This window comes from Polaribacter dokdonensis (assembly GCF_024362345.1).
GTDB classification, from domain to species: Bacteria; Bacteroidota; Bacteroidia; order Flavobacteriales; family Flavobacteriaceae; genus Polaribacter; species Polaribacter dokdonensis.
In genome coordinates this window covers 2,672,608-2,688,659 of sequence record NZ_CP101505.1, presented here as the reverse complement: position 1 = coordinate 2,688,659, position 16,052 = coordinate 2,672,608, and the positions used below count along the sequence as shown (strand labels likewise).

The 16,052-nt window shown below is 30.4% G+C and carries 12 protein-coding genes and 1 tRNA gene; 5 read left to right on the top strand and 8 right to left on the bottom strand.

Going from position 1 to position 16,052, the window contains the following annotated elements:
• Positions 1–37: 37 nt before the first annotated feature.
• Complete coding sequence (locus tag LPB302_RS11935) at positions 38–469, bottom strand: DUF4293 domain-containing protein (RefSeq protein ID WP_053973336.1); 432 nt, start codon at positions 467–469, stop codon at positions 38–40.
• A gap of 200 nt (positions 470–669) precedes the next feature.
• On the opposite strand from LPB302_RS11935, the gene rho reads away from it, so the two are divergent.
• Entirely contained in the window at positions 670–2,328 is a 1,659-nt protein-coding gene (gene rho, locus LPB302_RS11930; protein ID WP_053973337.1) for a transcription termination factor Rho, read from the top strand.
• Positions 2,329–2,479: 151 nt separating this feature from the next.
• Here rho and LPB302_RS11925 read toward each other — a convergent pair whose 3' ends face one another.
• From LPB302_RS11925 to LPB302_RS11900, 6 genes are all read right to left on the bottom strand, one after another.
• Positions 2,480–4,567 (bottom strand): peptidylprolyl isomerase, encoded by a 2,088-nt coding sequence (locus tag LPB302_RS11925; RefSeq protein ID WP_053973338.1) that lies wholly within the window; start codon positions 4,565–4,567, stop codon positions 2,480–2,482.
• Between the two features lie 122 nt (positions 4,568–4,689).
• On the bottom strand, positions 4,690–5,955 hold the full coding sequence (locus LPB302_RS11920; RefSeq protein ID WP_074613528.1) for a hemolysin family protein: 1,266 nt from the start codon (positions 5,953–5,955) through the stop codon (positions 4,690–4,692).
• 219 nt (positions 5,956–6,174) lie between these two features.
• A complete protein-coding gene (gene lptC, locus LPB302_RS11915) occupies positions 6,175–6,741 on the bottom strand; it encodes an LPS export ABC transporter periplasmic protein LptC (protein ID WP_053973340.1) in 567 nt (188 codons plus the stop codon).
• A gap of 2 nt (positions 6,742–6,743) precedes the next feature.
• Positions 6,744–8,069, bottom strand: a complete 1,326-nt coding sequence (locus LPB302_RS11910; protein WP_053973341.1) for a tetratricopeptide repeat protein — start codon at positions 8,067–8,069, stop codon at positions 6,744–6,746.
• A 16-nt stretch (positions 8,070–8,085) separates the two neighbouring features.
• Positions 8,086–9,372 (bottom strand): BamG family beta-barrel-assembly machinery protein, encoded by a 1,287-nt coding sequence (bamG, locus tag LPB302_RS11905; RefSeq protein ID WP_053973342.1) that lies wholly within the window; start codon positions 9,370–9,372, stop codon positions 8,086–8,088.
• Positions 9,369–10,097, bottom strand: a complete 729-nt coding sequence (locus LPB302_RS11900; RefSeq protein ID WP_053973343.1) for a type III pantothenate kinase — start codon at positions 10,095–10,097, stop codon at positions 9,369–9,371. Before LPB302_RS11900 ends, bamG begins: the two co-directional genes overlap by 4 nt.
• Before the next feature lie 99 nt (positions 10,098–10,196).
• Here LPB302_RS11900 and LPB302_RS11895 point away from each other — a divergent pair.
• Positions 10,197–10,269, top strand: a tRNA-Phe gene (locus tag LPB302_RS11895).
• An 88-nt stretch (positions 10,270–10,357) separates the two neighbouring features.
• Here LPB302_RS11895 and LPB302_RS11890 read toward each other — a convergent pair.
• Positions 10,358–11,242, bottom strand: coding sequence for a LysR family transcriptional regulator (locus LPB302_RS11890; protein WP_053973344.1), 885 nt, complete (start codon positions 11,240–11,242; stop codon positions 10,358–10,360).
• 77 nt (positions 11,243–11,319) lie between these two features.
• On the opposite strand from LPB302_RS11890, the gene hutH reads away from it, so the two are divergent.
• From hutH to hutI, 3 genes are read left to right on the top strand one after another with little or no spacing between them, the layout of a single operon-like run.
• Complete coding sequence (hutH, locus tag LPB302_RS11885; protein WP_053973345.1) at positions 11,320–12,810, top strand: histidine ammonia-lyase; 1,491 nt, start codon at positions 11,320–11,322, stop codon at positions 12,808–12,810.
• Positions 12,811–12,816: 6 nt separating this feature from the next.
• Positions 12,817–14,814, top strand: a complete 1,998-nt coding sequence (gene hutU, locus LPB302_RS11880) for a urocanate hydratase (RefSeq protein ID WP_053975272.1) — start codon at positions 12,817–12,819, stop codon at positions 14,812–14,814.
• Entirely contained in the window at positions 14,814–16,052 is a 1,239-nt protein-coding gene (gene hutI, locus LPB302_RS11875) for an imidazolonepropionase (RefSeq protein WP_053973346.1), read from the top strand. Before hutU ends, hutI begins: the two co-directional genes overlap by 1 nt.

Here is a 16,052-nt window from a genome sequence, read left to right as displayed (position 1 = left end):
TCGGTTTTTTTCGCACTAAATATACTACCTATTAGAATTATCGTAATCTATCTACAGATTTCACAAGATCTTCATCCTTTTTAATAGCCTTATTTGCCAAAACAATAAGCAAAACAACCAAAATCGGTAGGAACATCCCAATACCTTTCTCAGAAACATTTGTTTCTCCAGATAAATTTAGAGATAAATAAATCAATAAGCCTAATAAAAAAAGGTTTATCAAAATTATAATACGCCCAATTACAAATTGTAATTTTCTATTTTTAAATAAAAATATTGCAACCAATGATAAGATTGCAGACGCTAAGAACATAAAAGGAATTACTTTAACAGTAATAGCCTCTCTTGAAAACAAATCTACAACAAAAATTTTTTCTTTAATTGTATTCCATAAATTAAATACAAAAATTAAACCTCCAGAAACTATAGAGGCCAAAAATAAATAGATGCTTTGAATTCTTTGAATCATTCTTAATTGTTGAATTGCAAAAATAGAATTTCTTTTTAAAAAAAGAAAAACTTACAAGTGAAAAAAAAAGTATATATTTGTAATATAATAACCGCACAAAATAGATTGTATAGTACTATATACAATTGATAGAAAATCAAAAATAATTTTTAAAAAAATCTTAAAATTTTAAGATCCATTATAACTTAATCATCATATAAATGTTCGAAATTTCTGAACTGAAAGCAAAAACTCTTGCAGATCTGCAGAAAATTGCAAAGACTATTGGTCTTACCAAAACAAGTCAACTTAAAAAATTAGATTTAGTATACCAAATACTAGATACACAAGCAGCCAACCCTGCTTCAGCTAAAAAAACAGAAAACACAGAAGAAACTACAAAAGCAGAAAAGCCTAAAAGAAAAAGAGTGGTTAAAAAAGCACCTGCTAAACCTACTCAAGAAACTAAGGAAACTTCTGAACCTAAAAATGAAGCTAAAACAGCTCCTAAAAATGAGGTAAAAAAAGAAAGTTCTCAAGCAGCAGACAAAACTGCTCCTGCTAAAAGTAAACCTGCTGAGAAAAAAGTAGATTCTAAAGATAAAGAGCAGAAACCTGTTCATAAGAATCAACAAAGAAACAACAACAATCAGCAAAGAAACAATAACAATCAAAAGAATAACAAAAATCAGAATAGAGACAAAAACAACTCTAACAGAAATCATAATAAATCTGGCAACAGATATAGAGATCCTGATTTTGAATTTGATGGTATAATTGAAAGTGAAGGTGTTTTAGAAATGATGCCTGATGGTTATGGATTTTTACGTTCTTCAGATTATAATTACTTATCATCTCCTGATGATATTTATGTATCTCAATCACAAATTAAATTATTTGGTTTAAAAACTGGAGATACTGTAAGAGGTAATGTAAGGCCACCAAAGGAAGGTGAAAAATATTTTCCTTTAATTAGAGTATCAAAAATTAATGGTTTAAACCCAAATGTGGTAAGAGACAGAGTTTCTTTTGAGCATTTAACCCCATTGTTTCCTCAAGAAAAATTCAATTTAGCAGAAAAAGGTTCTTCTTTATCTACAAGAATTATCGACTTATTTTCTCCTATTGGAAAAGGTCAAAGAGGTATGATTGTAGCACAGCCAAAAACGGGTAAAACCATGTTATTGAAAGATGTGGCTAACGCAATTGCTGCTAATCATCCTGAAGTTTATCAAATTGTATTATTGATAGATGAAAGACCTGAAGAAGTTACAGATATGCAGAGAAGTGTTCGTGGAGAAGTTGTTGCTTCTACATTTGATGAACCTGCAGACAAGCATGTACGTGTTGCAAACATTGTTTTAGAAAAAGCAAAACGTTTGGTAGAATGTGGACATGATGTTGTTATTCTACTAGACTCTATTACACGTTTAGCAAGAGCTTACAATACTGTTGCACCAGCTTCAGGTAAAATACTTTCTGGTGGTATAGATGCAAATGCCTTACATAAACCAAAACGTTTCTTTGGTGCTGCAAGAAATATAGAAAATGGTGGTTCTTTAACCATTATTGCAACTGCACTTACAGAAACGGGTTCTAAGATGGATGAAGTAATCTTCGAAGAATTTAAAGGTACAGGAAACATGGAGCTTCAGTTAGATAGAAATATTTCTAACAGACGTATTTATCCTGCAATTGATTTAATTAAATCTTCTACAAGACGTGATGATTTATTATTAGACGATAAAACAGTACAAAGAATGTGGGTTTTACGTAAGTATTTAGCTGATATGAACCCTATAGAAGCAATGGAATTTATTAATGAAAGAATTAAGTTCTCTAAAAATAATGATGAGTTTTTAATCTCTATGAATGGGTAAGCCCATTTAGCGTAAAATGTATAAAGCCTTTTTGATTTCTCAAAAAGGCTTTTTTTATCTTATAATTATATAAATTTTTCTAAAATAGTTAAGCAAAAAAAAATCCGTTCACTGAAATGAACGGATTTTCTTTTATAACTTTTAGCCTTTATTAGTTACTGTACATAAAAGCTCTATTATCTTCTACATCTGAAGCTTTTTTAATTGCTTCATACATTTTAAATGTTTGTCTTTTTCTAGCTTCAGCAATTCGCTTTCTGCTTGCATCATAGTTAGGTAAAGCAGTTGGCTCTTCTTTGCTAGTTAATTTAAAAGCAAATACACCTCTATTACCTTCTATCTTGTTGTATAGTTTACCTATTTCTGCATTAAACATTGCTCCAACAATTTTTGGCTCTACACCAACTCCTGATAAAGTAGGACTTTTTAAAGTGATGTTACTTGCAGTTCTTAAACTAGTGCTTGTAGCTTTTGCTATTTCTGGTAAATCAGAACCGTTGAATTTTTCAGCAATTAATGCTGCTTTCTTCTCATTCATTAAGATTGGCCTTACTCTACTTGTAGCTTTATTTACAGACATTAAACCCTCTTCTTCTATACCTGTTACAAATGCTACTACATGACTACCTTCTAAATCGAAACGTTTAAAAGCATTTACTTCTGTTTCATTATTAAAAGCCCAGCTAACAATTTGTCTTTGATTCCCAATTCCTGGTACGTTTTCATCTAAAACTTTTAAACCAACAGCTGGTTTTGGGTTATAATTCATTTCTTTTGCAGCATCAAAGAAGTTATTTTCTTTAGATACTGCTAAAGCAAACTCTTCTGCTTGTCTAAATACAGCATTTTCAGTTTCTTCAGAAGCAACAATATTTTTAGTAAATGTTGCTAACTTTACAACTTTCTGCTTATTTTTTTGATCATCAATTTTAATTACATGGAATCCAAAAGGTGATTTTACAACTTCCATTTCACCTACTTTACCTTCAAAAGTAAAATCTCTGTAAGCAGGAGTCATTCTATTGTAATTATACCAATCGTATTCTCCACCTTTCTCTGCAGAACCTTGGTCTGATGAAAATTCCTTAGCTAACTCAGCAAATTTGCTTTTTCTTCTTTTTACAACTGTTAAAAGACTATCAGCTAATTGTTTTGCTTCTTCTTCTGTTCTAGTTACATCTGCAGCTACTCTTTGAGCACCAACAAACGGAATTAAAATATGACTAGATTTTACAGAATCTGGCATTTGAACTACCTCTGTAATTTTAGATAATTTAATTGCATCTAAGTCTTTATACGGCCCTACAACATCACCTTCATTTGCAGCAAATAAATCATCTGCAATAAGGGTGTTTACATTACTCTTAAAAATATAACCTGAGTTTAAACCTGTATCTGAATCATTTTCTGACAAGAACAAAACATCGTTATCTGTAGTTTTAAAATCTTCTTTTAAACTAGCTACATCTAACATAATTGCTTGCTCATCTTCTGGAGTAGCAGCAATATCAAACTTAACATAAGAAATATCTCTAGATGCTTCAACTTGAAATTGATCTTTATGATCTTGGATGTATGCTTCAACTTCTGACTTCTTTAATTTTACTAAACTATCTGCAATAGAAGTGTAAGGAACATAAACAAATTGCCCATTCAATTTAGTATTGTCTACTAAATATTGCATTTCACCTTCTTTCAAAGATGCTCCTAAACCAGCAGTTACTAAGTTGTTAAACGTATTTGTTTCTGCATTGTCTCTAACCTGATTCATATAAGAAGACCATTGAGCCCATAATTGCTCATTATTTTCTTTAGTATCTGCTAAAAACTGCTTGAATTTATTTTCATCAAACAAACCAACTTCATTCTGGTATTGAGGATTGTTTTGTACAAAAGGTGCATTTACAACCTCGTTCCAAACATCTGCTTCACCAATAGTAATACCAGCCTCATTTAATTGGCTCTTGTATATTTTTTTTCTAACGATGTTATCCCAAACAGTTTTTGCTGCTTGCATTTCAGAAGCTCTACCTCCAGTTTGTTGTTTATAACTTTCTAATTCATTAGCAAATTCTTGTCTAGAAATAGCTTCTCCATCTACCTCACCAACTTCATTTACTTTACTAGAATTGAAAAAATCACCAAGTGTTGATGGATCTAAAACAAAAGCAAAAAGTGCTAATCCAATAATGATGATTAAGAACATTGAACGTTCTCTAATTTTTGATAAAACTGCCATATGATTTTTAAATTAATTTCAGTGGGCGAATATACATTTTTGGTTTTAATATTGCAACCCAATTTCTACTTATTAGTAGGTTGTTAAGCGAATTTTAGATGTATAGAAATGTAAGTGGTTATTTAGTCTTCTAGATTAGAAATTTTAACTGAAACCTCATCTATTTTTGCTCCGCTAATTTTTAAGATAGTAATCTCGAAATTATCTATTTCTACCAACTCATTCTCTTCTGGAATATTTTCTGTATGCTCTATAATAAAACCACCTAAGGTTTCATAGGCTTCAGATTTTGGTATATTTAAATCGTATTCTTCATTTAAATAATCTACCTCTAATCTTGCAGAAAAATTAAATTGATCTTTTTTAATCTTCTCTTCTAAAAACTCTTGAGAATCATGTTCGTCTTCTATTTCTCCAAACAATTCTTCTACAATATCTTCAACAGTTATCATACCAGAAGTACCTCCATATTCATCTACAACTACAGCAACACTTTTTCTTTTTTTCATTAACGTATTTAGAATATCGTTTATCATCATTGATTCTGGCACAATTTCTAAAGGCAACAAAATAGATTTAATTGTTTTGGGTTTTTTGAATAATTCAAAAGCATTTACATAGCCTAAAACATCATCTAAAGAGGTTTTATAAACCAATACTTTAGACAAACCTGTTTCTATAAAAAGCTTTTTAAGATTGGTTACGGTTTCATGGATTTCTACAGAAATAATTTCTGTTCTAGGCACCATTACTTCTCTTGCTTTTACATTCTGAAAAATTAAAGCATTCTGAAAAATCTGTATTTCTGAGTCTAATTCATCATCATCATTACCAGTTTCTAATTGCTCATTTATGTAATTACCTAATTCTTCTTTACTAAATTCTGTTTGCTGTTCGTCTGAATTTGTTTTGAAGAAAACGCGTAAAAAAAAATCTGAAATTAGGGTTATGAATTCTGAAAAGAAATGAAATAGATAATAAAAAATATAAGCAGGAATTGCAAAAATCTTTAAAACTTCGTTCGCATAAATTCTAAAAATTGCTTTTGGTAAAAACTCTGCTGTTATTAAAATTATAATGGTTGAAATTACTGTTTGAATCAATAAGATAGAAAAGTCATTAAAGCCTTCTAAAGGAAAGAATCTTATGAGTAATCTACCCATATAATAACTGTATATTACCAAAGAAATATTATTACCAACAAGCATGGTAGTAATAAACTTAGAAGATTTCTGAGTAATAACCGTTAAGATTTTTGGTATAAACCCTGCCCTTTTTTTCTCTAACTCTATATGCATTTTATTTGCGGAAACAAATGCAATTTCCATACCTGAAAAAAATGCAGATAATAGAATAGATATAATGATAATAATGAGTTCGACCTCCATTAAAAAAGATACGTATTACTTATTTTGGTTATTTCTTTTTTCAACTTTTTTTCTAAAATGTCTCTTAAAGAAGAACACTAATGTAATAAAAATTGAAAAGCCAAGAAACAAATAAGCCCTAGTTCTTTCTGTATTAAAACGAACTATACCTTCTACTAAGCAAATAAAAGCGACCATTAAATAGCCATATTGAAAGAATTTCCAAATTTTAGTCATGGGTTAATTTTCTGTAGTTTCTAATTTTCCTGTTGTCTTTTTTGCTAGATGTTTAGACAAATCATCTTTAGATTCGAAACCTATACCAAAAATGGTATCATTTTCTTTGGTTAAGGTAAATGGTTTTTCTGAAACAAAATACTTTGTTTTTTCATCCCAAAACAACTGTTCTGTAACTAGTTTAGATTTATCTGTATGGTTTTTTACAACCACATTTCCTCTAATTTCAGAAATTGACGTCTTAGAATACGTAATTGCGTAATCACCAATAATAGTTACAGAATCTGCTCCTTTATTTTCGAAATTGATAATTTTAATACCATTTGGAAACTCGCTGTAAGGATGTGCTTCTCTGTTGCTAAAATCTAGCATTTTATTGGTAATTAACTTAGATGTTATTCTACCAGAATCTTTATAAATATGATAAATATCTTTTGCTGTACCAACAGGTAAATTTTTATCCGCTAAAAAATCTCTAGCTTTTTGGGTGTTGTTAGAACATGAAAAAAGTACTACTGCTATGAAACAAACAGTAGTACTTTTTAAAAATATTTTCAAAATGTTTTTCATCTTTAGTCGCTTGAAGCAACTTTTACAGTTTCACCAATCCAACATTTGATTGTATGAGAAGCTCCTACTTGTGCTCCTTTTGTAAAGATTACTTTTTTACTTGGTAAATTTGCTCTATAACTTCTAATGTATTTAGAAGCAGTAGAAGAGATACTTGGGTCCACTCTTGCTGCAATTTGTGCTTGTCTTAAAGCTGCTGCGTACACCATTCTCTTTTCAAATTCATCATCTCCACAACTATTTACACTTGATTGGTATAAGCTACCAATTAATAAATATGCTCTACCATAATTTGGATTAAAACTAATTGCTTCTCTTGCTAAACTTCTAGCCTTAGATAATTGCCCTCTAGACTTAGCTGCTTGTGCAAACTTTAATTTATATTTTGCCTTCTTAATAGGGTCTGTTTCTAAATTAAAAGCTTTTTCTCTCATTGCTGCTGCTCCACTTTCATCACCATTTTTCTCTAAAATACCAGCATAAAAAGTATATGAATCTGGAGATGGAGTTGCTTCTGCATATGCCTTTGCTAACTTCTCATACATTGGCTCATCTTGACATTCTTTTTCGAACATTCTAGATACTGCTCTTCTTAACCAAACTGAGTTTGATTTATTCGCTTCGAAATCTCTTTCATATAAAGGCACTAATCTTTCACAGGTAGCAATTTCAGAAATCATATTATCTAAACCTCCTTCAACTTGACCTAAAGCTTTAGAGTTTACTGTGTAAGCATAAATTTTCTTTTTATTTCTGATAGTATCTACACTTAATTTTCTTAATTGTGCAGCATAATTATCTAACTTTTTATTTACATTCTCTAATACATCATCATAAGTATCAAATACTTTTTGTGGATTAGAATCTTTGTTTCTATCAGTTACTCCTTGAAAATAAACGTATAAATTTTTAACTCCCATTTTAGTTGGGTCAATACTATATGCTTTCTCTAATATGGTAAAAACCTCATCATCTGTAGCTAACTTATTGCTCATTAAATAAGTTGCATAATCACTATGTACTTTAGCTGGGTTTTTCTTTGGGAAGTATTGTAATCTTTGTTCATAGATTCTTTTTGCTAAAACAGGGTCTTTAATTCCTTTCTCAGCCATAGTAGAACCTAATTGATAAACACTTACAGATAAGTCTTGGCAATTATCTAATAGATAGTTTAAATTGATTAAAGCGTCATCGTACTTTTTAGAGGTATAATCACCTTTAAATAAGTTGTATTTAATTTGACACTCTCTTTTTGCATCATCTTGCCCATTAGTTTTAGCAGAGATAAATAATAGTGTTGCTGCTAGTAAAAACGTTATTTTCTTCATTTTGATAATTTTATTTTTAATCTATTCTTCTTTTTACGAACCAAGTATCAGACAAAGATAAGCTTAATCTAAAATTAAAATAATTTTCTTGAATTAAATTATTTGCTGTGGTTCCTCTTTTACCAAATTCAAATCCGGCATTAACTGTAGATAATCTCTTTAGTGGTAAACCTAGACCAAAAGATATGCCAAAGTCTTTAATTTCTGTAAAATCTGTATTAGTTCCTGTACCATCTACTAATAAACCTGTGTTTTCAAAACGCAAACCAGCTCTATAAGTAACTCTGCTCCAATAACTTGAAATTGAATTTATTTTTGGTAAGTAATAACCTCCCACAGAAAATCTGTTAGAGTTACCATATTTATATGCATTATTAGTATTTGCTAAAAGGCCATTTGTTGTAAAAGCATCTTGATTTTCGTACTCAACTCCTGCATACCATTTGTCTAATTTACCAATACCTGCACCAAAAGTAGATTTGATAGGAATTGTGTAACTACCATTAATATTTGAAATAGATAAAGTATCTCTAGGAGACTCTCCTCCTCCTGAACTAAAAGTTAAAGAGTATAAATAGTCTTTACCTGTCACATTTAAATCGTGTGCTAGCTTTACAGTTGCTCCTAAATCTAAAACTAAGTTGTTTTTTAATTCTTTTTTATACTGAGCTCCAAGCTTTAAAGCTCCTCCTCTAATATCTGTTTCTTCATTATATTTAGTAGCTAAAGAAACATTATCTCTTTGATTAATAATGCTATTTTCTACACTACCAAAACTAAAATCTGCTTCTACACCTAAAGAAAGTTCTTTAAATAACTTAATACCAAAACTTCCGTAAATCTTATTGATACCTCCATTACCTGAATAAAGTGTTATTTCTGAAGTACTTCCATCAGTATTTAATACTGCATTATTTAAAGAATAACCTACAGAAGAAAAAGGTTGTAAACCAATAGAAAAACCTGCTTTTTGACCAATTGGAACTGCTAAAGCTACATAAGTAATACTAGTTGAAGTACTATTTTGACTGGTAGTAGAAGTCTTTACTGTTAAATCATTATTTAACACCCCAAAACCATAAGTTGTGTAACGTAAATTTGCGTAAGCTGCTGGGTTTGTAAAGTTTAAATATTTGTAATGGTTAAATGCAACACCAATACCTCCCATAGAATTTTGAATTACTGTATTTGTATTAAATTCTTCACCTACACCAAAATATGAGTAAGGAGATGAATTAGATCTTTGGGCCATAAAGCTTGCAGAAGCAAATAGTAAAACAATTACTACAATCTTTCTAATCATTTGTTATTGTTAAAAATAAGTATTCTATTTAATCCTTCTAGGAGAAAATTTTGATTGGCAAATATGCTACTTTTTAATTGTTTTGACAAGAAATTTGTATCTCCTCCTGTTAAAACAACTGTTAAATCTGAATATTTGTTTTTGTATTGAGAAATGACGCCCTCAATTTCTTGTAAAAGCCCATTAACAACACCTGAATGAATACTTTCTTTTGTACTGTTACCAACAAATTGATTTGGAATAGCAACCTCTAGCAATGGTAATTTTGAAGTAAAATGATTTAAAGATTTGTACCTCATTTCTAGTCCTGGAGAAATTGCACCTCCAAAATACTTATTTTCTTTATCTACAAAATCATAAGTAATACAAGTACCTGCATCTATAATAAGCGTATTTTGATTCTCGTATTTTAAAACTGCACCAAAAACAAGCGCTAGTCTATCTAAACCTAAAGTATGAGGAGTAGCATACTTATTGATAAATGGTAATTTCATTATAGAATTTACTCTTGTTAGTCTGACAATATTATTGATTTCTTCTAGAACTTCTGATGAAACTGATGCTACATTTGCAATTATAGCCTCTTTAATTTGATAGGTTTTAAATATTTTTTTGAGTTCTATAATTATTTCTTCTCTTTTAAAATATTGAATCACTAGAAGCTTATCCCCCTCAAAGACAGCCGCTTTTACTCTTGTATTACCAACATCGATAGCTAAATTCATTCTTGAAATTTAATGAATTTCAAAAATACAACACATTTTTTTCAATTTTATGTAGGAGATGTAAAAAAACATTTTATATTTGCATCCGCTAATGGTAATGGTACCTTAGCTCAGTTGGTAGAGCAAAGGACTGAAAATCCTTGTGTCCCTGGTTCGATTCCTGGAGGTACCACATTAAAACCCTGTAAACTTTTGTTTACAGGGTTTTTGCATTTACAACGTTTCCTAATTAAAAAACATTTAACTTGTTGATATCTAAACTATATAAGCCTTAAAAATTCTTGTAAAATAGGATTGGTATTCTTTTTATTCCAAACAACAGATAACTTTGTTTTTTGAGGAATCATATCTAATTCAATAAACTTAATCTTATAGCCCTCTTTCTTGGCTAGTGATTTTGGTACAATAGATATTCCAAAATTATTTTCTACTAATTTAAAAATAGAACTAGAATGTATGGTATTGTGAGAAACTATGGGAGTAAAACCACAATCATCAAAAATCTGCATCACTTTCTCATGATAAGAAGCACTGTATTTGGCATCGAATAAAATAAAAGAAGCTTCTTTAACATCTAACAAACTTGTAAAATTAGACTTATTTATAGGATGATTTTTGGGGAGTACCAAACAAAAATGTTCGTTTAAAACCGTTCTAATTTCTAAATCTCTAGGAATTCTTCTTAATCTCACAAACCCAACATCAATAGAAAGTGACAATAAATCGTCTATTTGTTTTTTATTATCTAGCTCTTTTAAATCAAATAATACATTTGGATTATCCTTTTCAAAGTTTATTAATAACTTCGGAATTACATCCTGCATTGCAGATCCTACATAACCTATTTTCAAATCTCCCTTCTTACCTTCTTGTAATAATTTTGCGCTATCTAAAGTGTTGGCAAGCATCTTTATTTGATTTGATAATTCTACTTTTAAATATTCTCCAACAGCAGTTAAAACTACATTTCTATTATTTCTTTCAAAAAGAACAACTCCTAACTCTTCTTCTAATATTTTAATCTGCCTGCTTAAACCAGGTTGAGAAATAAACAGTTTTTCGGCTGCTTTTCTAAAATGTAATTCTTCAGCAACTGCCAAAAAATATTTTATATGACGTAATTCTATTTGATAACCTACAAGCATTATTTAACAATATAAATGATATTATAAAGCATCAAAAGTAATTATAACTTTGTAGCAACCCAACAGAAAATAACACAATGTTCAAATACGGAATAGATTTACTAACCTTAAAAAGTGTAAATGAAATTGCAAATGGCACTTTAAAAGGTGTAATTACCAATGAAGCTGAAGAAAAAATAATTAACTGCAGAAATAAAGTAACTGCAATCACTAATAGTGATAAGGTTGTTTATGGCATAAATACTGGTTTTGGTCCTCTTTGTGATGTGAAAATTTCGAAAGAAGAAACCAACTTACTTCAAAAAAATCTTTTAATTACACATGCTGTTGGTGTTGGAGAAAATATAGATAGGCATTTATCTAAATTAATGATGATTTGTAAAGTACATGCACTTTGCCAAGGATTTTCTGGCGTTCGTTTAGAAGTTATAGAACGTATTATATTTTTTATAGAAAATGATTTATTACCAACTGTGCCCAAACAAGGTTCTGTTGGTGCTTCTGGTGATTTAGCCCCTCTTTCTCATTTGTTTTTACCTTTAATTGGTGAAGGTGAATTTTGGATTAATGATGAAATATATTCTGCAGGTGAAATTCTAGAAACTTACAATTTAAATACAATTGAATTAGAAGCCAAAGAGGGCCTAGGTTTGATTAACGGAACTCAATTTATTTTAGCACATACTATTGCTGGACTTACAAAAATGGAGTACTTATTAGATTTAGCTGATGTTTGTGGAGCAATGAGCATTGAAGGTTATAAAGGTAGTTCATCTCCCTTTAAACCAGAATTACATGCAATAAGACCTTTTAAAGGCAGCATAAAAGTAGCTGAAAGAATGAGAATTTTATTCAAAGATTCTCAAAATATAACTTCACATGAAAACTGTGAGCGAGTTCAAGATCCTTATTCTATGAGATGTATTCCTCAAGTTCATGGAGCTTCTAGAAATGCTTTTTATCATTTATTAGAATTGGCAGAAATTGAAATGAATTCTGTAACTGACAACCCAATAATTTTAAGTGAAACTGAAGCTATTTCTGGTGGCAACTTTCATGGACAACCCTTAGCCATGGCTCTAGATTATTGCTCAATTGCTGCCTCTGAATTAGGAAATATTGCAGACAGACGTTGTTATTTATTATTAGAAGGCAAATACGGTTTACCAAGATTATTAACCAAAAGTGGAGGGTTAAATTCAGGTTTTATGATTCCTCAATACACTACAGCAGCTTTGGTTACTGAGAATAAATCACTTTGCTTTCCTCCTTCTGCAGATAGTATTCCAACTTCTTTAGGCCAAGAAGATCATGTTTCTATGGGTAGCATATCTGGAAGAAAATTAAATCAAATTTTAGAAAATTTAGATAAAATTTTAGCTATTGAGCTGTTATATGCTGCACAAGCTTTAGAATTTAGAAGACCTAATACCTTCTCTAAAATAATTGAAGAAAACTACAAAATTATTAGATCAAAAGTAAAAAAACTAGAAGACGATCGCTTGTTAAAAAATGACATCAGTGCTATGATTCAGTTAGTAAAGAACAAAGCAATAATTGTTAAATAAATGGCTATGACTTTTAAAGAAGAAATTTTACAAGGAATCCCTGCTATTTTACCTCCAAAGATTAAGGATTTAGAAAGCACAAATAGAGCTCCTAAAAGAAAAGATATTTTAACTACTTCAGAAAAGCAATTGGCAATAAAAAATGCCTTGCGTTATTTCCCAAAAGCATGGCATCAAGAACTAGCTGTTGAATTTGCATCTGAGTTGATAGAATATGGAAGAATATATATGTTTCGCTTTAAACCAAAGCATAAAATATATGCTAGAGCCATTTCAGAATATCCAGCCAAAACGAAACAAGCAGCTGCTTTAATGTTAATGATTCAGAATAATTTAAATCCTGATGTTGCACAACATCCAGAAGAATTGATAACTTATGGTGGTAATGGAGCTGTATTTCAAAACTGGGCTCAATATCTATTGGTAATGCAATATTTGGCGATAATGACTAACGAACAAACCTTGCATTTGTACTCAGGTCATCCAATGGGTTTATTTCCATCCAGCAAAAATGCGCCAAGAGTTGTAGTTACAAATGGAATGATGATTCCTAACTACTCAAAACCTAATGATTGGGAAAAATTTAATGCTTTAGGTGTAACTCAATATGGCCAAATGACTGCAGGATCTTTTATGTACATAGGCCCACAAGGCATAGTACATGGCACTACAATTACTGTAATGAATGCTTTTCGAAAAATTTTGAAACCTGATGAAAATCCGAATGGAAAGATATTTTTAACTGCAGGTTTAGGAGGCATGAGTGGTGCACAACCAAAAGCAGGTAATATTGCTGGTTGCATTACAATTTGTGCAGAAGTAAACAGAAAAGCTGCCATAAAAAGACATCAACAAGGTTGGGTAGATATTCTAATTGATGACATAAATATACTTGTACAAATCACTAAAAAAGCACAAGAAAATAATGAAGTTATTTCTATAGCTTATATAGGAAATGTAATAGATGTTTGGGAAAAATTTGATAAAGAAAATATTTTTATTCATATTGGATCAGATCAAACCTCACTTCATATTCCATGGACAGGAGGTTATTATCCTGCAGATTTAAGTTATGACAAAGCAAATATTCTCATCAAAGAAAATCCAGATTTATTTAAAGAAAAGGTTCAAGAATCTTTAGTAAGACACGCAAAAACTATTAATAATCACGTTAAAAAAGGAACTTACTTTTTCGATTATGGAAACGCTTTTTTACTAGAAGCTTCAAGAGCTGGTGCAGATGTTATGGATACTAATAATATCGATTTTAAATATCCATCATACATTCAAGATATTTTAGGTCCAATGTGCTTTGATTATGGTTTTGGTCCTTTTAGATGGGTTTGTGCTTCAGGTAATCAAAAAGATTTAGATAAAACCGATGAAATTGCTGCACTTGTTTTACGAAGATTGATGAAAAAAGCACCTTCAGAAATCCAATTACAAATGCAAGACAATATCACTTGGATTGAAAATGCCAAGTCTAATAAAATGGTAGTTGGCTCTAAAGCCAGAATATTATATGCAGATGCAGAAGGCAGAATAGAAATTGCAAAAGCTTTTAATAAAGCAATAAAAAACAAAACAATTGGTCCAATAATTTTAGGTAGAGATCATCATGATGTAAGTGGAACAGATTCGCCCTTTAGAGAAACTTCTAACATTTATGATGGCAGTAAATTCACTGCAGATATGGCTATTCATAATGTAATTGGTGATAGTTTTAGAGGTGCAACTTGGGTTTCTATTCACAATGGAGGTGGAGTTGGTTGGGGAGAAGTTATTAATGGAGGTTTTGGAATGCTTTTAGATGGTACAGCAGAAGCAGATAAAAAGCTAAAAAACATGCTCTTTTACGATGTTAATAATGGAATAGCTAGAAGAAGTTGGGCAAGAAATGATGAAGCTATTTTTGCTATTAAAAGAGAAATGGAAAGAACACCTAACCTAAAAGTTACTTTACCTAATTTAGTAGATGAAAATCATTTAAAAAATCTTTTCTAATGCAAATACTTTTTAAAAACATCAAAGAATTACTTCAGGTTAGAGAAGATAAAATCGACTTTATTTCTGGTAAAGAAATGTGTGTTTTACCAACCTTGAAAAATGCTTTTTTACTAGTTAAAAATGGCATTATAAAAGATTTTGGAACAATGGAAGATTGTCCAAATATCGATGCTGAAATTGTAGATGCAACAGGTAGAATGATTTTACCTTCTTGGTGCGATTCACACACACATCTTGTTTATGCTGGAAATAGAGAAGGTGAATTTGTAGATAGAATTAAAGGACTTACCTACAACGAAATTGCAGAAAATGGAGGTGGTATTTTAAATTCGGCAAAGAAATTACAAGCAACTTCAGAAGATGAACTTTATAAGCAAAGTAAAAAACGTTTAGAAGAAATAATTCTGTTAGGAACAGGTGCTGTTGAAATTAAATCGGGTTATGGTTTAACAAAAGAGTCCGAGCTTAAAATGTTACGTGTTATACAACACTTAAAGGAGAATTATCCTATAGAAATTAAGGCAACATTTTTAGGAGCTCATGCATTACCAAAAGAGTTTGAAAATAGTAAACCTGAATATTTAGAACTATTAATTAACGAAGTTTTACCTATTATTGAAAAAGAAAATTTAACCGATTTTATAGACGTTTTTTGTGAAAAAGGTTATTTCTCTGTAAATGATACAAAACTGATTTTAGAAGCTGGTAAAAAATATGGTTTACAAGGTAAAATTCATGTTAATCAGTTTAATGCAATTGGAGGCATACAAGAAGGAATTAAACATAATGTTCTATCTGTAGATCATTTAGAAGAAATAAGAGATATAGATATTGAAGCTCTAAAGAATACCCAAACAATGCCAGTTGCATTACCAAGTTGCTCTTATTTTTTAGGAATACCATATACACCAGCCAGAAAAATGATTGATCATGGTTTACCATTGGCTTTGGCTACAGATTACAATCCTGGCTCTACACCTTCTGGAAACATGAATTTTGTAGTTGCTACTGCTTGTATAAAAATGAAAATGACACCAGAAGAAGCTATAAATGCAGCAACCATAAATGGTGCTTATGCCATGAATCTTCAAGATAAAGTAGGTTCAATTACCAGAGGAAAATTGGCAAATTTAATTCTTACTAAAGAAATTAACTCTTACAACTACATTCCTTATTCTTTTGGAAATCATAGTGTAGATAAAGTATATTTAAAAGGGAAAGAAGCTAAAAATTAA